Origin of the sequence: Prochlorococcus marinus str. MIT 9314 (assembly GCF_000760035.1) — a bacterium.
In the GTDB taxonomy this organism is placed as follows: Bacteria; Cyanobacteriota; Cyanobacteriia; order PCC-6307; family Cyanobiaceae; genus Prochlorococcus_A; species Prochlorococcus_A marinus_B.
The window spans coordinates 149,528-175,530 of the sequence record NZ_JNAO01000012.1 but is presented as its reverse complement, the minus strand read 5'-3'; the positions used below and the strand labels follow the sequence as shown (position 1 = coordinate 175,530).

The 26,003-nt window shown below is 32.7% G+C and carries 22 protein-coding genes; 11 read left to right on the top strand and 11 right to left on the bottom strand.

The features are described 5' to 3' along the window. The first annotated feature begins 10 nt into the window (after positions 1-10). From EU98_RS02215 to EU98_RS0109100, 4 genes are all read left to right on the top strand, one after another. Positions 11-1,303 carry an aminotransferase class I/II-fold pyridoxal phosphate-dependent enzyme gene (locus tag EU98_RS02215; RefSeq protein WP_032516167.1) on the top strand — a complete coding sequence of 431 codons (1,293 nt, stop codon included), beginning with the start codon at positions 11-13 and terminating at the stop codon, positions 1,301-1,303. A 2-nt stretch (positions 1,304-1,305) separates the two neighbouring features. Next, positions 1,306-1,695 (top strand): glycine cleavage system protein GcvH, encoded by a 390-nt coding sequence (gcvH, locus tag EU98_RS02220; RefSeq protein ID WP_032516166.1) that lies wholly within the window; start codon positions 1,306-1,308, stop codon positions 1,693-1,695. A 45-nt stretch (positions 1,696-1,740) separates the two neighbouring features. Beyond that, positions 1,741-4,650 (top strand): aminomethyl-transferring glycine dehydrogenase, encoded by a 2,910-nt coding sequence (gene gcvP, locus EU98_RS02225; RefSeq protein ID WP_032516165.1) that lies wholly within the window; start codon positions 1,741-1,743, stop codon positions 4,648-4,650. A 129-nt stretch (positions 4,651-4,779) separates the two neighbouring features. Further along, positions 4,780-5,028: a hypothetical protein gene (locus tag EU98_RS0109100; RefSeq protein ID WP_032516164.1), complete on the top strand. Its 249-nt coding sequence runs from the start codon at positions 4,780-4,782 to the stop codon at positions 5,026-5,028. Positions 5,029-5,040: 12 nt separating this feature from the next. On the opposite strand, the gene EU98_RS02230 is transcribed toward EU98_RS0109100, so the two are convergent. From EU98_RS02230 to rpmI, 6 genes are all read right to left on the bottom strand, one after another. After that, positions 5,041-6,174, bottom strand: coding sequence for a glycosyltransferase family 4 protein (locus tag EU98_RS02230; RefSeq protein WP_032516163.1), 1,134 nt, complete (start codon positions 6,172-6,174; stop codon positions 5,041-5,043). Positions 6,175-6,200: 26 nt separating this feature from the next. After that, positions 6,201-7,394 (bottom strand): NAD-dependent epimerase/dehydratase family protein, encoded by a 1,194-nt coding sequence (locus EU98_RS02235; RefSeq protein ID WP_011863760.1) that lies wholly within the window; start codon positions 7,392-7,394, stop codon positions 6,201-6,203. 170 nt (positions 7,395-7,564) lie between these two features. Beyond that, positions 7,565-8,359 carry a thiazole synthase gene (locus EU98_RS02240; RefSeq protein ID WP_032516162.1) on the bottom strand — a complete coding sequence of 265 codons (795 nt, stop codon included), beginning with the start codon at positions 8,357-8,359 and terminating at the stop codon, positions 7,565-7,567. A 2-nt stretch (positions 8,360-8,361) separates the two neighbouring features. Beyond that, positions 8,362-8,919 carry a tetratricopeptide repeat protein gene (locus EU98_RS02245; protein WP_032516161.1) on the bottom strand — a complete coding sequence of 186 codons (558 nt, stop codon included), beginning with the start codon at positions 8,917-8,919 and terminating at the stop codon, positions 8,362-8,364. 34 nt (positions 8,920-8,953) lie between these two features. After that, the gene (rplT, locus tag EU98_RS02250) at positions 8,954-9,301 is read right to left on the bottom strand and encodes a 50S ribosomal protein L20 (protein ID WP_032516160.1); all 348 of its coding nucleotides are present in this window, start codon (positions 9,299-9,301) and stop codon (positions 8,954-8,956) included. Between the two features lie 28 nt (positions 9,302-9,329). Further along, positions 9,330-9,527, bottom strand: coding sequence for a 50S ribosomal protein L35 (rpmI, locus tag EU98_RS02255; protein WP_032516159.1), 198 nt, complete (start codon positions 9,525-9,527; stop codon positions 9,330-9,332). A 92-nt stretch (positions 9,528-9,619) separates the two neighbouring features. On the opposite strand from rpmI, the gene EU98_RS02260 reads away from it, so the two are divergent. Next, on the top strand, positions 9,620-11,173 hold the full coding sequence (locus EU98_RS02260; protein WP_032516158.1) for a SpoIID/LytB domain-containing protein: 1,554 nt from the start codon (positions 9,620-9,622) through the stop codon (positions 11,171-11,173). Between the two features lie 12 nt (positions 11,174-11,185). Continuing rightward, on the top strand, positions 11,186-12,487 hold the full coding sequence (locus EU98_RS02265; protein ID WP_032516157.1) for a glycosyltransferase family 2 protein: 1,302 nt from the start codon (positions 11,186-11,188) through the stop codon (positions 12,485-12,487). Position 12,488: 1 nt separating this feature from the next. On the opposite strand, the gene EU98_RS02270 is transcribed toward EU98_RS02265, so the two are convergent. The 4 genes from EU98_RS02270 to tig all read right to left on the bottom strand — a co-directional run bounded on the left by EU98_RS02270 (position 12,489) and on the right by tig (position 17,938). Next, positions 12,489-14,264 carry a DNA polymerase III subunit gamma/tau gene (locus EU98_RS02270; protein WP_032516156.1) on the bottom strand — a complete coding sequence of 592 codons (1,776 nt, stop codon included), beginning with the start codon at positions 14,262-14,264 and terminating at the stop codon, positions 12,489-12,491. Positions 14,265-14,321: 57 nt separating this feature from the next. After that, complete coding sequence (gene clpX, locus EU98_RS02275) at positions 14,322-15,689, bottom strand: ATP-dependent protease ATP-binding subunit ClpX (protein ID WP_032516155.1); 1,368 nt, start codon at positions 15,687-15,689, stop codon at positions 14,322-14,324. Positions 15,690-15,794: 105 nt separating this feature from the next. Then, entirely contained in the window at positions 15,795-16,415 is a 621-nt protein-coding gene (gene clpP / locus EU98_RS02280) for an ATP-dependent Clp endopeptidase proteolytic subunit ClpP (RefSeq protein WP_072165467.1), read from the bottom strand. Between the two features lie 89 nt (positions 16,416-16,504). After that, positions 16,505-17,938: a trigger factor gene (gene tig, locus EU98_RS02285; protein ID WP_032516154.1), complete on the bottom strand. Its 1,434-nt coding sequence runs from the start codon at positions 17,936-17,938 to the stop codon at positions 16,505-16,507. Between the two features lie 124 nt (positions 17,939-18,062). Here tig and EU98_RS02290 point away from each other — a divergent pair, with 124 nt between their 5' ends. The 3 genes from EU98_RS02290 to EU98_RS02300 all read left to right on the top strand — a co-directional run bounded on the left by EU98_RS02290 (position 18,063) and on the right by EU98_RS02300 (position 22,062). Then, positions 18,063-19,094 carry an aspartate-semialdehyde dehydrogenase gene (locus EU98_RS02290; protein WP_032516153.1) on the top strand — a complete coding sequence of 344 codons (1,032 nt, stop codon included), beginning with the start codon at positions 18,063-18,065 and terminating at the stop codon, positions 19,092-19,094. Then, on the top strand, positions 19,091-19,993 hold the full coding sequence (dapA, locus tag EU98_RS02295; RefSeq protein WP_011819263.1) for a 4-hydroxy-tetrahydrodipicolinate synthase: 903 nt from the start codon (positions 19,091-19,093) through the stop codon (positions 19,991-19,993). The genes EU98_RS02290 and dapA overlap by 4 nt, the downstream gene beginning before the upstream one ends. An 80-nt stretch (positions 19,994-20,073) precedes the next feature. After that, on the top strand, positions 20,074-22,062 hold the full coding sequence (locus EU98_RS02300; RefSeq protein WP_032516152.1) for a ribonuclease J: 1,989 nt from the start codon (positions 20,074-20,076) through the stop codon (positions 22,060-22,062). On the opposite strand, the gene tilS is transcribed toward EU98_RS02300, so the two are convergent. After that, entirely contained in the window at positions 22,059-23,069 is a 1,011-nt protein-coding gene (gene tilS, locus EU98_RS02305; protein ID WP_032516151.1) for a tRNA lysidine(34) synthetase TilS, read from the bottom strand. The genes EU98_RS02300 and tilS overlap by 4 nt on opposite strands. 85 nt (positions 23,070-23,154) lie before the next feature. On the opposite strand from tilS, the gene EU98_RS02310 reads away from it, so the two are divergent. After that, positions 23,155-23,931 (top strand): DUF561 domain-containing protein, encoded by a 777-nt coding sequence (locus EU98_RS02310; protein ID WP_025927750.1) that lies wholly within the window; start codon positions 23,155-23,157, stop codon positions 23,929-23,931. Positions 23,932-23,960: 29 nt separating this feature from the next. Next, positions 23,961-26,000 carry an excinuclease ABC subunit UvrB gene (uvrB, locus tag EU98_RS02315; protein WP_032516150.1) on the top strand — a complete coding sequence of 680 codons (2,040 nt, stop codon included), beginning with the start codon at positions 23,961-23,963 and terminating at the stop codon, positions 25,998-26,000. Positions 26,001-26,003: the final 3 nt, after the last annotated feature.

Here is a 26,003-nt window from a genome sequence, read left to right as displayed (position 1 = left end):
TTCATAATAAATGACTCTTGACAATAACTTAAAACTGGCTGAAAACACTGTTCTATCTGTCGAAGAGAGTTTAGGTAAAGTTTTCCAAGAAAGGTCTAATCAGGTTTTCCAGAAATTAGAAAATATTTTGAAAATTTTTAAGGAAGAAAAAGTTTCTGCTATTCATTTCAATCAATCTTCTGGTAGTGGACATGATGATATATCTAGAGAAAAAATTGATGCGGTTTTTGCAAGATTTTTTCTTGCTGAAAAGGCTGCTGTGAGGATGCAATTTGTTAGTGGAACCCATGCAATAAGTTCTGTCTTATTTGGAATTCTTCGACCTGGAGATGTAATGTTATCTCTTACAGGACAACCATATGACACCTTAGAAGAAGTCATAGGAATAAGGGGAGGAGGAAAAGGATCACTTAAAGATTTTGACATAGAATATAAGCAAGTAAATATCTGCGAGAATTTTGATTCTTTTAAAGAAAAAATTGTTCCTTTTTTTAAAGAAAATTCATGTAAATTAGTATTCATACAAAAAAGTTGTGGATATAGTTGGAGAAAGTCTCTTACGAATAATCAGATAGAGAAAATTTGTAGTCTTATTCATTCTCTTGATCCTAACTGTATATGTTTTGTTGATAACTGTTATGGGGAGCTTGTTGAAGATAGTGAACCAATTTCTAAAGGGGCAAATATAATTGCTGGATCATTGATTAAAAATTTGGGAGGAACAATCGTTCCTACTGGTGGTTACGTTGCAGGAGATGCAGAGTTGGTTGAGATGGCATGTTCTAGATTAACCTCACCAGGCATTGGTTCTTCTGCAGGAATAAATTTTGGACTAGGAAGATTAATTTTGCAGGGTTTGTTTTTAGCACCACAAATTGTTCACGAATCACTAAAAGGTGCTGATATGGTTGCAGCAGTCTTTAAAAATTTGGGATTTAAGGTTTTACCAGAGCCAGCAACTTATAGATCTGATCTTATTCAGTCAGTAAGGTTGAATAATCCTGATTTGGTACAAAAAGTTTGTCAATCTTTTCAAAATTCTTCACCTGTAGACTCTTTTCTGAATGTTGTTCCATCATCAATGGATGGATATGATTCAAAATTATTAATGGCAGGAGGTACCTTTATTGAAGGTAGTACAAGTGAATTTTCTGCTGATGCCCCTCTAAGAGATCCTTATAATATTTTTGTTCAAGGTGGTTCTCACATAGCTCACATCAAAATTGCATTAATTCGATTATTATCTGAACTATTAGAGGAAAAATTAATTTCAAAGGATTCTCTACTTCCTTTATCTAAGTAATCATGTCTTACAATTTTCCAGACAACCTCAACTATGCTGATACTCATGAATATGTCTTGGAAGAAAATGGATTATTAAAAATTGGAGTTAGTGAATTCGCAATAGATCAATTAGGAGATATTGTTTTTGTCGAATTAGCTGATGAAGGGGCGACTTTAGAGAAAGGCGAGACTTTTGGAACAATAGAATCAGTTAAGGCCGTAGAGGAAGTCTATCTGCCTTTTTCAGGGGAAATAGTATCTGTAAATGAAAGTGTTATTGAGAATCCTGAGCTTTTACAGAATGATCCGATTGGAGACGGTTGGTTAGTCATTTTGAAACCAGAACCAAAAGCATCAATTGCTGATTTGATGACTTCTGAAGAATATCAATCAAAGGTTGTACCAAAATAAGGCAAACTTTCTAAAAAGAGCTATTTTAAAGAAAAATATTTTAATATGACATCCAAATTTGGGTCTGAATTGTTTATAGATAGGCATCTTGGGTTAGGAGATAATGATGAAAGAATTATGCTGAACAAGCTTGGTTTTAATAATATTGATCAATTTATAAATCAAGTTATTCCTGAAGATATTCAGCTTAAAAATAAATCTTCAGAAATATTGCCCCAAGGTTGTTCAGAAATTGAGGCTTTAAACGAATTAGAAGATATTGCGAATAAAAATACTAAAATGAGATCACTTATAGGCCTTGGTTATTACGACAATCATATGCCTAAAGTAATCCAAAGACATGTTCTTGAAAACCCAAGGTGGTACACCTCTTATACTCCATATCAAGCAGAAATTGCACAAGGAAGATTAGAAGCTCTATTTAATTTTCAGACTATTGTTTGTGAACTAACAGGATTCCCTGTCGCTAATGCATCTTTGTTGGATGAGGGTACTGCTGCAGCAGAAGCCATGGCCATGAGTTTTTCCGCAAGAAAAAATAAATCTTCAAAAGTGTACTTAGTGGAGTCAAATGTTTTTGATCATACTTTTAATGTTCTACAAACCAGAGCAAAACCTTTGGGAATATCCTTAAAACGCTTTACTCAAAGCAACCTTCCTAATCATGATGATGTTTTTGGAATGTTGTTGCAATTACCAGGTAAAAATGGACAATTATATGATCCTACATTCTTAATATCTCAAGCACATAGATCAGAAATTATTGTTACGGCATGTATTGATCCACTGGCACAAGTTTTGATTAAACCAATTTCTGAATTTGGTGTTGATGTGGCAGTGGGGAGTATGCAAAGATTTGGTGTTCCAATGGGTTTTGGTGGTCCCCATGCAGCATATTTTGCTTGTAGCGAAAAATTTAAAAGGCTGATACCCGGAAGAATAGTTGGGCAAACTTTATCTAAAAATGGAGAAAAATCACTAAGATTAGCATTGCAAACAAGAGAGCAACATATTAGAAGGGAAAAGGCCACTAGTAATATTTGTACTGCTCAATCTTTGTTAGCCATAATTTCTTCTTTTTATGCTATTTATCATGGACCCTTAGGATTAACGCAAATTGCTAAGAGATTAGTTAAGTTGAGAATAAATTTAGAATCAAGTTTAGATGCTTTAGGTTTTGATATTCCTGATGGGATTAGATTTGATAGTGTTGATGTTTATTCTGAGCATTCCCAGGTGATCCATAATGAAGCTTTAAAAAATGGCTATAACTTAAGAATTTTGCCGTTGGGATCAACTATTGAAAATTCAACTGGCTTTGGGATCTCTTTAGATGAGCTTAGTAATGAGAAAGAAATAAAAGATATTTTGACTTTCATAGCAAACCTTGTAGAAAAAGAAGAAGATTTAGAGCATATAAAATTTGATAAAGAATTTCATCTTGAAAGTTTAGCTTTGAGATCCAGTGCATGGATGGAGCAAGATATATTCACAAATTACCAAAGTGAAACTGAATTAATGAGATATATATTCCGACTTGCAGAAAAAGATTTTTCTTTGGTAGATGGGATGATGCCATTGGGAAGCTGTACCATGAAGTTAAATTCTGCAGCAGAGTTAAATCCAGTCTCTTGGGCTAATTTATCTTCCATTCATCCTTTTTCCCCACCAGATCAAACTAAAGGCTATTCAAAAATTATATCTGACCTAGAAAACTGGATCAGTGAAATTGTTGGTTTAAAATCAGTTTCTTTTCAACCAAATGCAGGCTCTCAAGGAGAGTTTGCAGGTTTACTGGCAATAAATTCTTATTTTGAATCAAAAGGTGAACTGTTAAGAAAAAAATGTTTAATTCCAAAAAGTGCTCATGGAACAAATCCTGCTAGTGCAGTTATGGCAGGTTTTGACGTGTTAACTGTTGAATGTGATGACGAAGGAAATATTGATTTTCAAGATTTGTCAATTAAGGTCAAGAAATTTGATAACCAAATAGGGGCTCTTATGTTGACTTATCCCTCTACTCATGGAGTTTTTGAATTACAAATCAGAAAGATATGTGATTTAATTCACTCTGTGGGAGGATTTGTCTATTTAGATGGAGCAAATTTGAATGCTCAGGTTGGATTATGTAAACCGGGGAATTATGGTGTTGATGTTTGTCATTTGAATTTACATAAAACATTTTGCATTCCACATGGAGGTGGTGGTCCAGGAGTAGGTCCAGTTGCTGCATCAGAAACTTTAAGCCCATTTCTTCCTAATCATTCTTTAATGGATAATAATTTATCTATTAGTTCCAATTACGTATCTTCTGCCAAGCATGGGAGTGCAAGTATTCTTCCAATAAGTTGGATGTATATAAAAATGGCTGGTCTTAGTGGTTTAAGGAAAGCAACTGCGCATGCAATTTTATCTGCAAATTATATTGCGCATTCTTTAAAGCATAAATTCAAGATTCTTTATAAAGGAAAAAATAATTTTGTCGCGCATGAATGTATTTTAGATTTTAGGGATTTAAAATCCAAGACTGGTTTGGGTGTAAATGATTTAGCTAAACGATTAATAGATTATAGTTTTCATGCTCCAACTATAAGTTGGCCTGTTCCAGAGACGATAATGATAGAGCCTACTGAAAGTGAAAGTTTGGTTGAATTGGATAGATTTTGTGAGGCTATGCTATTGATTGGAGAAGAAATCAGCGAAATAGAAAAAAATGTTGCATTAAAGAATAACAATGTAATAAGTAACGCTCCCCATACGCTGAAAGAGTTAATTGCTGATAATTGGCATTATCCTTATTCAAAAGAAAAAGCTTCTTTTCCTTATAAAACTCCAACGTCTATTAAGTTTTGGTCTTCAGTTTCTAGGATCAATAATGCATATGGCGATCGCAATTTAATTTGTTCTTGCAATGTAAATCAAGGCGAGACTTTAGAAGAAAAAAAATGTGCTTAAAGGACTAGCGTTCTTATATTTACTTAGTTATTATCAGTGAGAATAAAAATTTAATATTTTCTTATAGAATTTTTTTAAATTTTTTTATTAAAATATTCGAGCATCAAATTTTTTGGGGTATTTGAAGCTATGACCAAAGATTTTAAATCTGGTAATGTTAAGCATCTGCCAATTAAAAACGTAGATTTACCAAATTTTGTCAATAATTTTTCGGGAGATAACTCAAACATTTATTCCATTGAGGGAACTAATGTCATAAGAGTACCCTTTGGTAAAAAATTTTCAAAGAAAAAAAGGCCTGAAAAGAACCAAAATATCGCTACTCTAATACTTCCTTTAAGTTCATATAATAATCCCACGCCTCCACACGTAGCATAATTAGGATTAATTTTAATCTATTTCTTTGAGAGTATCTGCATAATAATTTTGCAGTTGTAATGTTGCTTGATTCCAATCCCATTTTTCTGCTTCGTTTCGTGCCTCTTTTCTCATAACTTCTCTTTTATCTTCATTCGCTAGAATTTTTTTTGTCGCTTCAATCAAACTTTGTTCCCCATTATCTTTTTCATCAGGATCATATAAACAACCATTAATCCCATCGCTAATAATATCTGGAATCCCCCCCTTGTTGGCTCCGATAACAGGACATCCTGCTGCCATTGCTTCTAGTAAAACTAACCCAAGTGTTTCTGTACTAGATGGAAATAAAAATATATCTCCAGATGCATAGGCGCTAGCAAGTTCATCGCCAGATAAATATCCTATGAAATTAGTCTTTGTATTTTCGAAGATTTTTTCAAGTTGGTTTCTATATGGTCCGTCACCTACAAGTGCTAGGCAAGCATTTGGAATACTTTCTAAGACTGGTTTAATTCTCTCAATTTGTTTTTCTGCTGATAATCTTCCTACATAAATCAATAAGTAATTAGCGTCGTTATATTTTCCAAATAATTTTTTTCTCATTTTCTCACTTCTCAAATCTGGTCTGAAACTGTAAGTATCTACTCCTCTTTGCCAAAGAGCAGTTCTTTGAATACCTTTTTCTTTTAATTCATTGACCATAGCGGTGGAAGTACACAAATTTAACAAGGCTTGATTATGTGCTGCTTTCAGTAATTCCCACAAAAGTGGCTCTAGCATACCCATACCGTAATGTTCCAGATATTTCGGAAGATGAGTATGGTAGCTAGCAATTAAAGGAATATTATTAGTTTTTGCCAACCATATACCACCTAAGCCAAGTACAGCTGGATTAACAACATGTATCAAATCTGGGTTAAATTTTTCTAACTTATCTGAGACTGCAGGACCGGGTAAACCAAGCTTCAACTCTGGGTACAAGGGTAGTGGCATTGCAGCAACTCCCACTACAGTTGCTCCCATATATGATTCTGGACACCCCTCTGGACAAAAAATTATAACTTCATCACCATTTTTTATTAAAAATTCAATTGTTTTAGTCAGTCTTGTTACTATGCCGTCAACTTTAGGTAAAAAAGTTTCAGTAAACAATGCAATTTTCACTTTCTTAAGGTAATTATTTCAAAATTTTAATTAGTCTTTATAGCCTCAGCTTGTTTTTTTGTCCAGGATGAAACACAAGGTATGCGATTAAGATCACATCTATTGGAGTATTTTTTAGCAACTTCAACAACTTCTTCTAACAAGCCATTATCAAGAGTAGTTGGGTTTAAACCTAATTCTATAAAGCATTTATTATCAACAATTAGATCATTTTCAACTGCTTCATTCCTTGGATTTGGTAAATAATTGATATCAGCTCCAGTTAGAGAAGCAACTTTTTTAGCTAGTTCTCCAACTTGATGACTCTCAGTCATTTGATTAAAGATTTTGACTCTTTCTCCAGATTTCGGAGGATTTTCAAGAGCAAGTTGTACGCATTTTACAGAGTCTTTTATATGTATAAATGCTCTTGTTTGCCCTCCTGTCCCATGAACACTTAATGGATATCCAATTGCAGCTTGCATTAGAAATCTGTTTAAAACAGTTCCATAATCTCCATCATAGTCAAATCGGTTTGTCAATCTAGGATCCTTTAAAGTTGCTTCTGTATTTGTTCCCCAAACAATGCCTTGATGTAGATCAGTGATCCTTACAAGATCATTTTTGTTGTAGTAAAGAAATAATAATTGATCTAAAGTTTTAGTCATATGGTAGACACTACCTGGACTTGCAGGGTGTAATATTTCTTCTTCAAAGCGGCTTCCATCAGGTTGTGGAACTTCAACTTTTAGATAACCTTCTGGGATTGTTGCACCTCTATGTGATCCATATCCGTATACTCCCATTGTTCCTAAATGAACAACATGTATATCTAAATTACTCTCTACTATCGCAGCAAGTAGGTTGTGGGTGCCATTAACATTATTATCTACTGTATATCTTTTGGTAAAACTCGATTTCATCGAGTATGGTGCTGCTCTTTGTTCTGCAAAATGGATCACGGAATCTGGTTTTTCATCAATGAGCAAATTTAGTAATTTTTGATATTGCTTAGAGATATCCATATTAAGAAATCTCATAGGCTTGCCTCCAGTCTCTTCCCATGCAGAAAGTCGTTCTGTTATGGAAGAAATTGGAGTTAAAGATTCTACCTCTAGATCAATATCAATTTTTCTACGACTTAAATTGTCGACAATAATTACATCATGATTTTGCTCTGCTAAATTCACCGCACAAGGCCAACCGCAAAAACCATCTCCACCTAGAACAATAACTTTCACTCAGAACTCCAGAATTAAAAGATTCATAATATATTTATTAAATTACTACAGCGTGCTTCCACTTTGCGAAAAAACATTGTAAATAGTTTCAAATCTTCTTTCTTAATACGATAAATAAAAGCAAATAATAAATTTTTACTTTCTTTTTAAACTTTTCTCAATTTAGAGAATTAGATAGATATATTTTTTTCCGGGGAACTTGCTACTGCAAAGTCTTGTTTTTTAATTCTTCCTGCCAGAAAAGCTTGCCTGCCAGCTTTCACACTATAATTTATCGCTTGGGCCATTAGAGGAGGATTTGCAGCTTGTGCTATTGCACTATTGATTAAGACACCATCAGCTCCAATTTCCATGGCTTGAGAAGCTTCACTAGGCACCCCGATTCCTGCGTCAATTATTACTGGCACTTTTGCATTCTCAATAATAATCCTTATATTTGATAAATTTAACAAACCTTGCCCGGAGCCTATGGGAGAGCCCAGTGGCATTACAGTTGCACAACCTATTTCTTCCAGTCTTTTTGCAAGAATAGGATCTGCATTGATATAAGGTAGTACAGCGAAACCCTTTTTTATTAAAATTTCGGCTGCTTTAAGAGTTTCTATTGGATCTGGTAGCAAATACTTTTTGTCAGGAATAACTTCTAACTTCACAAAATTATTTTCTTCTTGACCAGATAATTTTGCAAGTTCTCTTCCTAAAATTGCTATTCTGACTGCCTCATCGGAATTCACACAACCAGCTGTATTAGGAAGCATCCAGTATTTTTCCCAGTTGATTTTTTCGAGTAAATTTTCTCCGGTCTGATCATTTTTAATTCTTCTAACAGCAACGGTTATAATTTCCGTTTCAGAATTTGACAAACTTTCCACCATATCTTGAGTAGATTTGTATTTGCCAGTACCAACCAATAATCTACTGGAAAATTGTTTTCCACCAATTAGTAAAGAAGAATAATGTTCCATATTTAGAATCCCTTATCTTTAATACCTTTATAAGGTTCATAATTGTTTCTTTTTTCTAACTCCTTACTTTTTTTAATTGCTGTTTTGTTTTTTGGATCAATCACCAAAACCTTTTGATAAGTTTCATATGCCAAGTCATACTCAAGTAAACGCTGTTGTGCTGATGCGAGGTTATTTAGAGCTATAGGATATTCTGGAAGTGATTTTATGGCAGATTTATAGTGTTTAATTGCTTTCTTAAATTCATTTTGAGCAGCATAAGAAAATCCTAAAGCATTATTTATTATCGCTTTGGCTTCATCAGGTTCATTTTCATAATTTTCAATTGCTTTTAAAAAAGTTTTAGAAGCTTCAGAATATAATCTTTTTTTTATCTGAATAGACCCAAATTCATATAATTCTGCAGCTTGAGTGAGAGAATCTAAACCTTTCTGCTCGAATTTTACTAAATTTAATTCTTCACTTCTTGTTTTTAAAAATTGTCTAAATACAAAAATAGAAATTATTATTAATACAACAAAAAGAATTATTAAATAAGATTGAAAGGAAGATATTTCCATTATTTATAATTTTTCTAGATTATATTCTTTTTTTCTACTGACTAACTGAAGAAACAATTTTTTCAAAACACTTAGGATCGTTTAAGGCTAATTGAGCAAGCATTTTTCTGTTGATGATAATTTCTGCATTTTTCATCCCATTTATTAACTTGCTGTAGTTTGTTCCATTTATCCTTGCAGATGCGTTAATTCTAGAGATCCAAAGTCTTCTAAAATCTCTTTTTCTTCTTCTTCTATCCCTATAAGCATTACAAAGAGCTTTCATCACTCTTTGGTTTGCGGTTCTGAAAAGATTTTTGTTGCCGCCTCTAAAACCTTTTGCAAGATTTAAGATTTTGTTTCTTCTTTTTCTGGCTATGTTGCCTCTTTTTACCCGTGCCATGAATATCTAATAAAAATTGGTTAAAGATTTATGCGTATGGAATCATTAATCTTACATTATCAGCATCTCTTTCATCAACTACGGCTTTTGTTGAGAGATGTCTTTTTAATTTTGAGCTTTTATGATCAAGTAAATGATTATGGAAAGCTCTTCTTCTCATGAATTTACCCGTCGCAGTAGCTTTAAATCTTTTGGAAGCTGATTTACGAGTTTTTAGTTTAGACATTTAAGTCAAATGTGTTTGATTAGAATAATCTAAACCTTTATATGCATTGGTGCAAATTAAAGTTTTTAATTAATTAAGGAAAGTTCTAATTTATGAAACTTACATTTACCTTTTTAAACTTATTTTTAGGCTGTATTTCTCTTTTAATAATAAACACTAAATTTATTTCACATGCAAAAGGGGAAGAATTGCTAAAGGTTGAACTCCATAATGAAATTAAAAAAGGAAAATTTTTAATTGGTTTAAAGCAATATTTAGGTGGGGAGAATGATAGTTTTTCGGAGAAAAAGAATATAAACTTTACAACTAATAAAGGTTTTTTAAACTTGATATCGTCTAACGGTATTAAACATAAATCAAAACAGATAAATATTACATGGGCGGATATTCCCGTAAAAAATCCAAAAACAATTGAAAGAATTGTTTTTGGTCCTTTTGCTAGCTATGAATCGGCAAAAAAACAATCAGAGAAACTAAGAGATAAAGGATTTGAGACGACTGTTGCCTACCCTAAAAATTGGGAAGTATGGATTCCATTTCAAGATGATCTGCCAGAGTTTGAATTAAACAATAAGATTTTCAGAAAAATAAAAAATTTTCAAATTACTCCCGTTCTTAGAAATGACTATAGTGGTATGAAACTTGAAGGTCCTATTTATATTTATTCTGAAGAGAAAATAAAAATAAATGGTGTTAATTTTGGCAAAAATTTTTATTTAATAAAGGATTTATATGGAACTTGGACCTTAGTTCAAAAAATTGAATTTGATGACTATTTAGAAGGTGTTTTGCCATATGAAATTGGACCGAATTCTCCTTTAGAAGCACTCAAGGCTCAAGCAGTTATTGCAAGAACTTGGGGCATATTTAATTCTGATAGATTTAATATGGATAAATATCATTTATGTGTAAGCATTCAATGCCAAGTTTATAAGCCTTCTGAAATTTCATATAAAAAAGTACAAAAAGCCATAAACGAAACTTCAAATTTAATTCTTACTCATGAAAATCAACCAATAAATGCCTTTTATCATGGTTCTAATGGTGGAGTATCTGCTACTGCAAGCGAGTCTTGGCAAATTCAAGATTATTCTTATTTCAATTCAATCATTGATGGTTCTAAAGCATTAAGTAAAATTTTTAAACTTCCAATTACAAATGAATCTTATTTAAATAATTTTTTAGATTTTGATGAAGAACAGTTTTATGGGAGTAATCATTCTCTTTTTCGATGGAATAAGAAAATTTCTAATCTTGAAATTAAAGAAAAGTTAATTAAAAACAAACTTATAAATATTAATGAAGATGTTTTTGATTTAAATTCTATTGAACGTGGGTCTAGTGGCAGAGTGACAAAATTGGAAATAAAAACGGACAAGGGTAATAAATCTATTGTTCTTGTTAAAGATGATATTCGAAGGGTATTAAATTTTATACCTAGTAATTTGTTTACTATTAATAAATTAAGTGATGATTTATGGCTTTTGAGAGGAGGAGGCTTCGGTCATGGTGTAGGTTTATCTCAGTCAGGAGCAATTGAAATGGCTAAATTAGGATTCTCTTATGAACAAATATTGAATCATTACTATCGAAGTGCAAAACTAAAAAAATTTGAGATATTGTCTCAATGGAAGTTAAGTAATTAACAATTTACTTTTATGAGTAAGGGTTTTTATAAAAATCGAAGATTGAAGTCGCTTATATTTCTTAGTGCTTGTTTTTTAGTAGCTTTTATTCCTCATGCTAGCAATATCGAAAATTTCTTTTACATGATATTGACTATTTCTTTTGTGATTGTTTTTTACGGTTTAATAGTTATTTCTAGAAATTTCAAAAGGAACACTGTTTTAAATACTGTAAGCAGAAGAATAAGTAATAAAGAGTTACCTGTGCTTGATATTTTAGTCGCAGCTAGAGATGAAGAGAATGTCATATCAAGATTAGTTGAAAAATTATTTAGTTTAGATTATCCAACAAATAAATTAAATATTTACATAATCGATGATGGTAGTTCTGATAAGACGCCTTTAATTTTAGATCGATTATCTAGAAAATATGCCAAGCTAAAAGTCATAAGTCGTTCTCCAAATGCAGGAGGAGGAAAGTCAGGAGCTTTGAATTATGCCTTGAAATTTACCCATGGTGAATGGTTATTAGTTTTGGATGCTGATGCTGAATTAAAACAAGATTCTTTGATAAGGTTATTTAGTTTTGTAGAAGAGGGTGATTGGTCTGCAGTTCAACTAAGAAAATCAGTAACAAATGTAAGTAAGAATTTTTTAACTTCCTGTCAGTCAATGGAGATGGCTATGGATGCAATCTTTCAATATGGAAGATTATCAGTTGCTGGAGTTTCAGAATTAAGGGGAAATGGTCAATTAATTAAGAAAGAAACATTATTAGCATGTGGTGCTTTTAATGAAGATACAGTTACAGATGATCTTGATTTGAGTTTAAGATTATTATTATCAAAATCTAGAATTGGAATCTTATGGGATCCTCCAGTCATGGAGGAGGCAGTTGAGAATTTAAATGCTTTATTAGCCCAAAGGCAAAGATGGGCAGAGGGGGGGTTGCAAAGATTCTTCGATTATGGAGATCAATTATTTACTAATAAAATTGATTATTTGCAGAAATTTGATTTAACTTACTTTTTCATCTTGCAATATGCATTACCAATCATTTCTATTTTTGATTTAGTTTTCAGTGTTGCTTTTTTAGATTCACCAATTTACTGGCCTATTTCATTTACAGCTTTTATGTTATCTGGAATTGCGTTTTGGTACGGTTCTTCTTGTAAAAGTGAAGTACCTGTATTGCAAAAAAGCAATTTTTTGATGGTATTTGTATCGGTTTTTTATTTATCACATTGGTTTTTAGTAATCCCTTGGGTAACTATAAAGATGTCTGTTTTTCCAAAAAAGATACTCTGGAGAAAGACTCTTCATACTGGAGTTTAATCTATTCATCAAGGTCTATAATTTCTCCATTAAAAAAATTTGCTAAATTTTTTGAACTATCATCATAAGTTTCCTCGTTAGATATTTTTGTTGACGAATTAGTTTTTGGATCTATTTTAATTTTTGGTTCTATTTTTTTTATTGGCTGGGAATCATTTACTTCATTTTGGGTTATTTCTGGAGTGTTTGTTGGGTTACCTTTATTTAATTTTTTGGTCGAAAAATTAAGTATTATTCCATCTCCAAATATCTTTTTTACAGTATTTTCAATTATAACTTTTCTGCTTTTTATCATACTTTCCCAGTTTGGAGATAATGCAATTGTGATTTTCTCCGAATCAAAACTTTCAAGTTCGGCTTGTTGCGAAAGTAACATTTTTGTTGATGGTAACTCTACTTTAGAAAGAATTAATTCCCATTTATCTTTTAAATTTGATCCAGGATTATCTTGGTTATTTTCAGAAATATTTTCAATTCTCTCTTTTTCAAGAACTTCAAATTTTTCTACTTTTTCGTCTTTTTTTTCGATCAATTCCTTGTGAGTTATCTCTTCTTGGATACTTGGTTTTGGAATCTCATCTGAAATATTTTTTTTATTAATTGGAATGTTTTTTCTACTTTCATGCTTCTCCTCAGTCGTATTGTTTTTACTTTCTTGTTTATTTTCAAAACTATTTATCTCTTGACTATCTAGAAGACCAGTTAAATGAATTTCAAACCAAAGCCTTGGATTATCACTTGATTTGATTTGATATTCGATATTTCTCAGATTATTATGCCAATTAATTATTGTTGATTTATTTATTGTTTTTGAGATTTTATCTAACTCATCTCGAAATTCATCAGACGTATAATAAAGATCTGAATATTTATTATTTGTAGTGTGTAATAAAAGATCTCTTGTTATATTCAATAATCCGATAATTATTTGAAGAGGTTCGTTTCCAGCATCATATAATTTGTTACAGGTGTCAATTAATGACTCTGGCTTATTCTCAACCAATGATTTAATCAGATTTGTTAATTCATTTTCTGATACTTCTCCTAGGAGGTTTTGGATATTATTGATTGTTATCCCTTCTGGTAAGAGATTCAATTGTTCAAGGAGGCTTTGTGCATCTCTCATACCTCCATTAGACCTTTTTGCAATCATTTTTAACGCCTGAACTTCGTAATTAATGGATTCTTTTTCGGCGATTTCTGATAAATGTTGAAAAATATCACTAGGGCTTATTCTTCTAAAATCAAACTTTTGGCATCTACTTTTTATTGTATTTAATACTCTCTCAGGATTTGTCGTCGCAAGTATAAATACAACTCTTGAGGGTGGTTCTTCAATAGTTTTTAGTAAAGCATTTGAAGCTGCCGTTGAAAGCATATGACATTCATCAATTACATAGACTTTCCATCTCGCTTGAGTAGGTGCAAATCTCGCTCTTTCTATAATTTCTCTTATATTTTCTACTCCTGTATTTGATGCTGCATCAATCTCGATAATATCTAGAGCGCTCCCATCTGTAATTTGTCTACATAAGTCACATCTACAACAAGGAGTTATCGTAGGTTGGTCGAATGCCTGGCAATTTAGAGATTTTGCAAATATTCTTGCACTTGATGTTTTTCCAGTGCCTCTTGGACCATTAAAAAGATATGCAGGAGCAATTTTTTTTGTTAATAGAGCTTGTTTTAGTGTAATGGATATAAATTTTTGCCCAACCAATTCGTCTAAGTTGTTTGGTCTATATTTTTGATGAAAAGGCTTATGTATATTTGGCATTTATCTTTCATTAATTAGAAAAATTAGGGATTCAATTAAAAAAATTAAACTCTAATTTTATGCAGACTCTTTAATGATTCTTTTTGAGCCTGAAGGTAGTTTAACAATTTTAGATGAGAACAAATTATCTACCATTTTTTTTGTAATTGTGAATTCTTTTACATTTTCTTCAGAAGGCAAAGTGTACATTATGTCTAGCATTAGTTCTTCAATTATTGATCTTAATGCTCTTGCACCTGTTTTTCTTTTGTATGCTTCATTTGCTATCGCTTCAACAGAATCAGGCTCAAATGATAATTCAACATTATCCATACTTAGTAAAGTTTTGAATTGCTTTACTAATGCATCTCTTGGTTGAGTCAAAATAGATTCTAAAGTTTCTTTAGTAAGACGATCTAATACAGCACAAACCGGAATTCTTCCAATAAATTCGGGAATTAGACCATATTTCACTAAGTCATCTAATTCTAAATTTTTCAGGGAATCTCTTGGATCTACTATTTTTTTTGTATCAACTTTGTTTTCATCTGAATTGGTGGTAAATCCTATAGAGTGTTTACCCATACGCTTTTGAACGATATCCTCTAAACCTATAAAAGCTCCCCCACAAATAAATAGTATTTGACTCGTATCAATTTGGATGCAGTCATTATAAGGATGTTTTCTTCCGCCTTGAGGTGGCACATTTGCAATTGTTCCTTCAAGCATTTTTAATAATGCTTGCTGTACCCCTTCACCGGAGACATCTCTAGTAATTGAAGGATTCTCGCTTTTTCTTGCAATTTTATCTATTTCATCAATATAAATAATTCCCTTTTGAGCTAGTTCTACATTCATTTCTGATTTCTGTAGAAGTCTTAAAAGTATGTTTTCAACATCCTCCCCAACATATCCAGCTTCTGTCAAAGTCGTTGCATCAGCTACTGCAAAAGGAACATCTAAAAACTCTGCTAAAGTTTGCGCCAATAATGTTTTTCCACTTCCAGTAGGGCCGATGAGTAAAATATTTGATTTTTGTAATTTAGTTGCTTGTGAATCAGTTGAATTGCTATTTTTACTGTCTTCTTTAACTTTCCAAGCTAACCGCTTGTAGTGATTATATACGGCTACTGATAATATTTTTTTTGCAGATTCTTGTCCAACAACTTGATTATCTAGAAAACTTTTTATTTCTAATGGCTTAGGAATTGAGGTTAATTCTAAAGGAACAGATTTTTTTGGATTATCAGTTGGTAATTTCTTTTTTACTTGTGGAGAGTTGTTTGTGTTCGCTTGATTATCAAGTAGTTCTTCATCGAGAATCTCATTACAAAGGTCTATGCACTCATCACAGATATAAACCCCAGGACCAGCTATAAGCTTTCTTACTTGGTCTTGTGACTTCCCGCAAAATGAACATTTAAGATGGGCGTCGAATTTAGCCATCGATTATAAGTTTTTAAAGTGAAAGGTGTGAAATATTCCCTATTCACTAGGATTGCTCATAAATATCGATTCGTCATCATATTCTTAAAAAATCAGGACCCCTTGTCACTTTTTGATAACTTTATCAATTAATCCATATTCGACTGCTTCTGAGGGGGATAAAAAGTAATCTCTTTCTGTATCTTCATTAATTTTTTCTAAAGGTTGACCAGTATGTTCAGCTAAAAGTGAATTTAATGTTTTCTTAAGAAAAAGTATTTCTTTAGCTTGTATTTCAATCTCTACTGCTTGACCTTGCGCACCTCCTAGAGGTTGATGAATCATAATCCTAGAATTAGGTAAAGCTAATCTTTTCCCCTTTGCTCCTCCAGAAAGTAGAAATGCCCCCATACTTGCGGCTACCCCAAAACATATTGTCACTACATCAGGCGATATTTGTTGCATGGTGTCATAAATGGCCATTCCTGCAGTTACTGAGCCTCCAGGAGAATTAATATATATTTGTATGTCTTTTTCGGGATCTTCAGCTTCAAGAAATAATAATTGTGCAACAAGGGAGTCAGATACTTGATCATTAATTCCAGTACCTAAAAAAATTATTCTTTCCCTCAATAACCTTGAATATATATCAAAAGCTCTTTCTCCTCTACCTGATTGTTCTATAACAGTTGGAACAGCGGCAATAGTCTTATGATTACTTTCGTAAGAACTTATTGAGCTTTGGATTAAATGTTTTTTTTCTGAGTTCACAACTTAGTTTGAGTCTTATGAATAATTTAGGGGGTTTTTGTTTAATTAGTAGGAAATTTCATAAATTATTTTTTTTCTTTTTTATTTCGAGTTTTTGTAGTTTTTGTAGTTCCTGTTGTTTTAGTCCCAGATTTTGCGGCTTTTGATGTTTTGGAGGTTTTTGTAGCTTTAGAAGTTTTTGTAGTTTTTTCTTTTACTTCAGAATTTTCTTCAAGCCAAATTATTAATTTTTCTTTGAGTAGATCGTTACTTACTACTTCTGTTAATCTTTTAATATCTATTTGTTTTGAAGATTGAGAGATTGCAGCTTCATAATCTTTCATTTTTAAATCAATTTCATCTTTCTCGACTTTGATGTTTTCTGTTTCAGCTAATGCTTTTAAAGCTAAATTTCTTTGAACATTTTTTTCAGCTTGAGGCCTTGTGGACTCTGCTAATGACTTAACTAATTCCGGAGTGAAAGTAGATTTTACATCAAGACCTTGTTGAGCAAATCTTTGAGCGGTTTGTTCAATATTATTCCTCACTTCTATATCAATCATAGATTTTGGAATTTCAGCAACCAATTCGTTTGTTAAAGCATCTAATAAAGCTTCAATTTTGATATCTTTTTGAGTTTTTTCAAAATTGTCTTTAAGTTGCTTCTCAATATCTTTCTTTAACTCTTTTAATGATTCTTTGTTGCCAGACTGTTTTGCAAAATCGTCATTAAGTTCAGGCAATTCTTTTTCCTTAAGATCCTTAAGATTTACTTCAAAAATTGCTTCTTTGCCTCTTGAATCCTCATGAGAATAATCATCAGGAAATTTAAGGTTAAGTGTTTTAGTATCACCAATTTTCATCTTTACGATTCCCTCAACGAAACCAGGAATCATTTTGTTCTTTTCTAACTCAAGATCCATTGATTCACTTGTTCCACCATCAATCTCTTTACCAGAATCTTTATATTTTCCTTTGAAACTAACTACAGCAATATCTCCTAATTTTGCTGCTCTATTGGTAACTGGAATAATGTTTGCAAACTGATTTCTAGATTTTTCTAGCGCTTCATCTATTGACTTAGGATCAAACTTTGTATTTGATATTTCAACACTTAGTCCTTTGGATTTTTTAAGTTTTAATTCTGGGGCAATATCAGTTTGAAGAGTAACCTTAAGTGATTTTTCAGGACTAAACTTTGCAAGTAAAGATTCAAATCCATCTATCAATTCTGGCTCACTTAGTGGCTCTATAGATTTTATTTTTAACGCTTCTTGCCATGATTTATCAATAATTTTTTCTAGAGCAGAAGCGTGTAATTGCGTGATGCCAATTCTTTGGATTAAGACTTGTTTAGGAATCTTACCAAGTCTAAATCCCGGAATTTTAGCCGAACGACTGATAGAACTGATTGTTTCATTTACACACGTTTTGCATGTCTCAGATGGTATTTCTAATTCGAATGAAATTCTACTTTGAGGCAGAGGAGTTGTTTTGACTATTAGTGCATCTTTAGCCATGTTTTTCTAAGTTATTACTATAAGTCGAATCTTAATTATTTCACATTATGTGATTTCCTTGAAAGTTAATTTTTTGATAAAGTAAAAAAAATAGTCAATCTATTTATAAAAATCATTTTAAAGTGTGAGACAATCTCCGTATTTGCCTAATAGGCCATTAAAAGTTGCTGTTTTAGGTTCTTCAGGTGCTGTGGGATCTGAATTGCTAAAAATTCTTGAACAACGTGATTTCCCAATATCAGAATTGGTCTTGCTTGCATCAGAGCGGTCAGAAGGAAAAAAAATTATTTGGAAAGATGAAGAATTAGTTACAAAAAAAACAACTAAGGAAGAATTTAAGAATCTTGATTTAGTTTTGGCTTCAGCTGGCGGAAGTATTTCAAAAAAATGGTTGTCTACCATTATTGATCAAAATGCTTTATTGATAGATAATTCAAGTGCTTTCAGATTAGATAAGAACGTCCCTCTTATAGTCCCTGAAGTTAATGCTAGTGACGTACTTAATCATGATGGGGTAATAGCGAATCCAAACTGCACTACCATTTTGTTGACATTAGTTTTAGCTCCATTAAACAAACTTTCGACTATTCAAAGAGTTATTGTCTCAACATATCAATCTGTCAGTGGTGCAGGCCAACTGGCGATGGAGGAACTAAAACTTTTAACTGAACAATATCTTCAAGGAAATCCTCAAAAAAGTAAAGTTTTGCCATACTCCCTTGCTTTTAATTTGTTTTTGCATAATTCCCCTATGCTTTTAAATAATTACTGCGAAGAAGAGATGAAAATGGTTAATGAGACAAGGAAAATATTAAATATTGCTGATTTAAAGCTCTCTGCTACATGTGTTCGAGTCCCAGTACTGAGAGCACACTCTGAATCGATCAATATTGAATTTGCCGATGTAGTTGAGCCTAAAGATGCTCTTGAAGAATTAAAACAATCTCCTGGAATTGAAGTTATTGAGGATTACAAAAATAATAGATTTCCTATGCCAAATGACGTTATGGGAAGGGATAATGTTGCTGTTGGCAGGCTAAGAACTGATATAAGTCAGCCTCATGGATTAGAATTATGGTTATGTGGAGATCAAATAAGAAAAGGAGCAGCTTTGAATGCTGTTCAAATAGCTGAGTTATTAATTCCAAAAAAATGATTACAGACAAAACTGAGTGTAATAATCCACTATTTGGAAGAATATTGACTGCAATGGTTACTCCATTCACTGAGAATGGAGATGTAGATTATGAACTAGCTATAAAACTTTCAAATTATCTTTTTGAGAACGGTTCCGATGGAATTGTGTTGTGCGGTACTACTGGAGAATCTCCGACTCTTTCATGGGCGGAACAGCATGATTTATTTATTGCGGTAAAAGGATCTTTAGATGCAAGCTGTAAAGTAATAGTTGGCACTGGTAGTAATTGTACAAGCGAAGCTGTGGAAGCTACAAAAAAAGCTTACGATTCTGGTGCCGACGGTGCTTTGGTCGTTGTTCCTTATTACAATAAGCCCCCTCAAGAAGGTCTTTATAAACATTTCAGTTCTATAGCTAAATCTGCAAAGGATTTACCTCTTATGCTCTACAACATTCCTGGCAGGACTGGATGCAATTTATTACCTGATACTGTGAAGAAACTTATGGATTTCTCAAATATTCTCAGTATTAAAGCTGCAAGCGGTAGAATAGAGGAAGTAACAGAATTAAGGGCTATTTGTGGCTCCGAACTCTCTGTATATAGTGGCGACGATTCATTGTTGCTTCCAATGTTATCGGTAGGTGCTGTAGGAGTAGTAAGTGTTGCAAGTCATTTAGTTGGATTGCAATTGAAAGAGATGATTCATTCTTTTCAAAGTGGAAAGGTTTCCAATGCTCTTGCTATTCATGAAAAACTTCAGCCTCTTTTCAAAGCACTCTTTATGACTACTAATCCAATCCCAATTAAAGCTGCTTTGGAGCTATCGGGATGGGATGTAGGTAATCCTAGGAGTCCTTTGTCACCTTTAAACAATGACATGAAAAAGCAACTATCTTTTATCCTGAATTCCCTATAATAGGGATTATATTTAACTTGATAATTAAATTTAAATAAACCTTATTTGATTACAAGCAGGCCTTCATAAATTTCAAAATTATGCAATCAAGTACAAATTCAACTGTAAATAGATCTACTCATGATTCATCTAGATCTAAAAGTAATACTCCAGCTCTACGGGTAATACCTCTTGGAGGATTACATGAAATAGGAAAAAACACTTGCGTTTTTGAATATGGTGATGAATTAATGCTTGTTGATGCTGGCCTAGCTTTCCCATCTGATGGTATGCATGGCGTCAACGTTGTTATGCCTGATACAACTTTTTTAAAAGAAAATCAAAGAAGAATAAAAGGAATGATTGTCACTCACGGGCATGAAGATCACATTGGAGGTATTTCTCATCATCTAAAGCATTTTAATATTCCCATTATTTATGGCCCAAGACTTGCAATGTCAATGCTTAGAGGAAAAATGGAGGAAGCAGGGGTATCTGATAGAACAACTATACAGACAGTAAATCCTAGAGATGTTGTAAAAGTAGGACAACATTTTTCTGTTGAATTTATTCGAAATACCCATTCTATTTGCGATAGCTTTTCTTTAGCAGTTACAACACCTGTTGGCACAATTATTTTTACGGGAGATTTTAAGTTTGATCATATGCCAGTAGATGGAGAGCAATTTGATATTGAAAGAATGGTGCATTACGGAGAGAAGGGTGTTTTATGCATGTTCAGTGATTCTACTAATGCCGAAGTTCCAGGTTTTTGTCCTTCTGAGAAGACTATCTATCCCTCTTTAGAAAAACATATTGCAGAGGCAAAAGAACGAGTTATCCTCACCACTTTTGCTAGTTCTGTGCATAGAGTGACAATGATCTTAGAATTGGCCATGAAACATGGAAGAAAGGTCGGTTTGTTAGGTAGATCGATGATAAATGTTATTGCTAAGGCAAGAGATATTGGTTATATGAAATGCCCAGATGATTTGTTTGTTCCTATCAAGCAAATTAGAGATTTGCCAGATAGGGAGACCTTATTATTAATGACGGGTAGTCAAGGAGAACCCCTAGCAGCGTTAAGCAGAATCTCTCGTGGTGAACATCAACATGTTCGGCTTAAGACTACTGATACTGTAATATTTTCAGCTAGCCCAATTCCTGGTAATACTATTTCTGTTGTTAATACAATAGATAGATTAATGAAACTCGGAGCAAAGGTTGTTTATGGAAAGGGTGAGAATATTCATGTTTCTGGTCATGGTTTTCAAGAAGATCAAAAGTTAATGTTGGCACTCGCAAAACCTAAGTTTTTTGTTCCTGTTCATGGAGAACATAGAATGCTTGTTTGTCATGGGAAGAGTGCACAAACTATGGGGGTTCCAAAGGACAATATCTTAATTATTGAAAATGGAGATGTAGTTGAGTTAACACCTAATTCTATTCAAAAGGGTGATCCTGTAAAAGCTGGTGTTGAACTGCTTGATAACTCACGAAATGGGATTGTAGACGCTCGAGTATTAAAGGAAAGGCAGCAATTAGCTGGGGATGGTGTAGTAACTGTTTTAGCTCCTATTAGTACAGATGGGAAGATGGTTGCGCCTCCTAGAGTTAATTTGAGAGGAGTTGTTACTACTGCAGAGCCAAGAAAAATGTCTATGTGGACAGAACGAGAAATAAGCTGGGTCTTAGAAAATAGATGGAAACAATTATCCAGACAAACTGGGCCGAATAATTTTGAGGTAGATTGGATTGGTGTACAAAGAGAAATTGAAAATGGTTTATCGAGAAGAATGAGAAGAGAATTACAAGTTGAACCACTTATTTTGTGTTTAGTTCAACCTGCTCCAAGTGGAACTCGTGCTTATATTCCAAAGATTACAGAAGAGCAAAATTTCTCCAATAGAAATAGAAATAATAATAATTTCCATAAGAAATCAAACAATAATAGTCATCCTAATAGTTCAAATAACCCACAAAATTCCCAAAAAAGTTCAAAAGTATCACAGAATCCATCAGCTGAGACTGCTACAGAAGATTCATTTGAAGGTAGAACAAGAAGAAGAAGATCTGCTGTAACATCTTAACTTTTTTCAAAATTTATATAGTTTTTATCCCAAACAATTTTTAAAAACTCTTGCAGATTAATTTGACCTTTATTTTTTTCATAAATTGAAGTTGCTAATTTTGTCAGATTTTTAGAACTACATTGCTTTGGAGATATTTCTTTTAAAAATCTATTTAAAATTGTGCACCTCGCTTCAATACACATACCATTTAGGAGATTCCTATCGATACCTTTAACATCTTTACAATAAAAATATGCTAGTTCACTTAGATCATTACGTTCATTATTGTATTTGCTCATTTTTTGGGAAAAATTATTTATCCTCTCAGAACAACCAGGATAGATGACTTCTAAGGTAGGAATAATTTTTTTTCTTACTAAATTTCTTTTTAATTTAAGATCTGAATTTGTAGGATCTTCCCAAACTGGAATCTTCATTTCATTGCAAAATTGTTTTGTATCTTCCCTACTGAAAATTAATATTGGTCTTATTAAATAAATTTGATTTTCTATTAATCTTTTACTCTCAATATTACTCAGACCTGCAAAATTGCTTCCTCTAGATAAATTGAGGATAAATGTTTCTGCATTATCACTACTCGTGTGACCAGTTAGCAAATAAATATTATGTTTTTCCTGGTTTTTATTTAATAAAGTTTTGGCTCTTTCACATAATTTTTTATATCTCCATTCTCGTGCTTTTTCTTCTGAAGAAATACCTTCTTTATTTGCTTGATCAAAAGAGAATGAAATATTTTTATCTTCGCAATAATCTTTTAATTCAAGAGCATAAAGTGATGATTTTTCGTGCCACTGATGATCACCATGCCAAACACTAATGGACCAATTATGTAGTTTTTTTAGGTCATTAATTAGGGTTAATAAGGCCATTGAGTCTTGACCCCCCGAAACACTTATTAAAATATTGGATTCTTTGGGAATTAATATTTTTTTGGCAAGAATCTCCTTATGAAGCTTATGATGCCATGATGACCAATTTTTCTGACTTAATTTTTTATCAGTCATTTTGTGTTGCTCAGATAATATTTTTTAAAAAATGCACTGTTTTACTAAAACAATGTCACAATCGGGTAATAAATTCATTAAGTCAATGAGTCTGATTAATCTTTTGCCACAAAAAATCAAAGAAGAGTTAAGAAGCAAATCCTTACTCAAAGTTATTTCAGGATTGAATAATTTCGATGTTCAGTCTGTGAAAATAATTGTTGAGGCTGCTTCATTAGGAGGTGCAGATCTTGTCGATATTGCTTGTAAACCCGAACTCGTTGATTTAGCACTTAAGAATTCAACACTACCAGTTTGTGTTAGTTCAGTAGTGCCTCGATCTTTTCAAGATTGTGTAAAAGCAGGAGCATCATTAATTGAGATAGGAAATTACGATACTTTTTATGAAAAAGGCATTCATTTTTCAGATAAAAAAGTTTTAAACATTACAAAAGAGACGAGGGATTTATTGCCTAATTTTCCTTTATCAGTAACTGTTCCTCATACTATGCCTATTGATAAACAAGTTGATCTTGCTGTAAAGCTAGTGGAAGAAGGCGTTGATATTATTCAAACAGAAGGTGGTACCAGTTCTACTCCTTACTCTCCAGGAATTCAAGGTTTTTTTGAAAAATCAGTACCAACTCTTGCATCTACCTATGCTATTCATCAAGAATTTAAGAAACAATCTCTGAATATACCAATCATGAGTGCCTCTGGATTAAGCCAAGTAACTTGTCCACTAGCAATATCTTCTGGAGCCTCAGCAGTTGGGGTTGGATCGGTGGTTAATAAATTAGATGATTTAATATCAATGATTGCGGTTGTTAGGGGACTAAAAGAATCTTTGAAAAATTCAATAATTGGAGAAAAAATTTCTTAGTATAGCAACATCCTTTAACTCCTAGCTTGATGAACAACTATAAGCTTCAAGCTCCTTACGAACCAAATGGAGATCAACCAGAAGCTATTAAAAAATTAGTTAAAGGCGTAAATAATGGTAAACAGTTTCAGACTCTTTTAGGAGCTACTGGAACTGGAAAAACATTTACCATTGCCAATGTAATTCAACAAACAGGAAGGCCAGCACTTGTTTTAGCCCATAACAAAACGTTGGCTGCACAACTATGTAATGAATTAAGGGAATTTTTTCCAAAAAATGCTGTTGAGTACTTCATTTCTTACTACGATTATTACCAACCTGAAGCTTATGTACCTGTAAGTGATACTTACATAGCCAAAACTGCTTCAATTAATGAAGAAATAGATATGCTTAGGCATTCTGCAACACGCTCATTATTTGAAAGAAAAGATGTAATTGTTGTAGCCTCAATAAGTTGTATTTATGGTCTTGGTATACCGAGTGAGTATTTAAAAGCTGCAGTTAAATTTGAAGTGGGAAAATCAATAAATCTACGTTCTTCTTTGAGGTCTCTGGTTGAAAATCAATACACTAGAAATGATATTGAAATTACTAGAGGTAGATTCAGAATTAAAGGTGATGTTTTAGAAATCGGTCCAGCTTATGAAGATAGATTAATAAGAATTGAGTTATTTGGTGATGAAGTCGAGGCTATTAGATATGTTGACCCTACTACAGGAGAAATACTTGAAAGTTTGGAACAAGTTAGCGTTTACCCAGCGAAGCATTTTGTAACTCCAAAAGAAAGACTTGAGAGTGCAATAAGTGCAATTAGAAGTGAATTAAAAACTCAACTAGATAAATTTGCATACGAAGGAAAATTATTAGAGGCTCAACGTTTAGAACAACGTACAAAATATGATTTAGAAATGCTTAAAGAGGTTGGTTATTGTAATGGAGTTGAGAATTATGCTCGTCATTTATCAGGTAGGGAGGAAGGTTCACCGCCAGAATGTTTAATAGATTACTTTCCCAAAGATTGGTTGTTGGTAGTTGATGAGAGTCATGTAACATGTCCTCAACTTCATGCGATGTACAACGGTGATCAATCAAGAAAAAAAGTTTTAATAGATCATGGTTTTAGATTGCCAAGTGCTGCAGACAATAGACCTTTAAAATGTGAAGAGTTTTGGGAAAAATCAAAACAGACATTATTTATAAGTGCAACCCCCGGCCAATGGGAATTAGATCAATGTGATGGTGAATTTATTGAGCAAGTTATAAGACCAACTGGGGTATTAGACCCGGTAATTGATGTAAGACCTAGTGAAGGCCAAATAGAAGATCTGTTATCTGAAATAAGAATTCGAGCTGAAAAGAATCAAAGAGTGCTTGTGACAACACTTACTAAGAGAATGGCTGAAGATCTAACTGATTTTTTATCTGAAAATAAAGTAAGAGTTAGATATTTGCATTCCGAAATCCATTCAATTGAAAGAATTGAAATTATTCAAGACCTTAGAATGGGCGAATATGATGTTTTGGTAGGAGTTAATTTATTAAGAGAGGGACTAGATCTTCCAGAAGTATCCTTAGTCGCCATTTTAGATGCTGATAAAGAAGGTTTTCTGAGGGCAGAAAGGTCATTGATTCAAACAATAGGAAGAGCTGCTAGACATGTTGAAGGTGTTGCTTTGCTTTATGCAGATAACTTCACAGATTCAATGAAAAGAGCAATATCTGAAACTGATAGAAGAAGAACTATTCAAAAAAAATATAACCAAGTCAATGGTATTACTCCAAAACCTGCAGGCAAAAAAATAGAAAATTCAATATTATCTTTTCTAGAACTTTCCAGAAAACTTGATGCTGGTGGTTTATCTAAAGATTTAATAAATATAGTTAATAACAAAACTGACGCAATTCTCAGTTCCAGTGATAATCAATGTTTGCTCGAAGAATTGCCTGACTTAATAGAAAAGTTAGAAATTAAAATGAAAGACGCTGCAAAAGAGTTAAATTTTGAAGAAGCAGCAAATTTGAGGGATAGAATCAAAAAATTAAGACAAAAATTGGCAAGAAATAATTAAAAA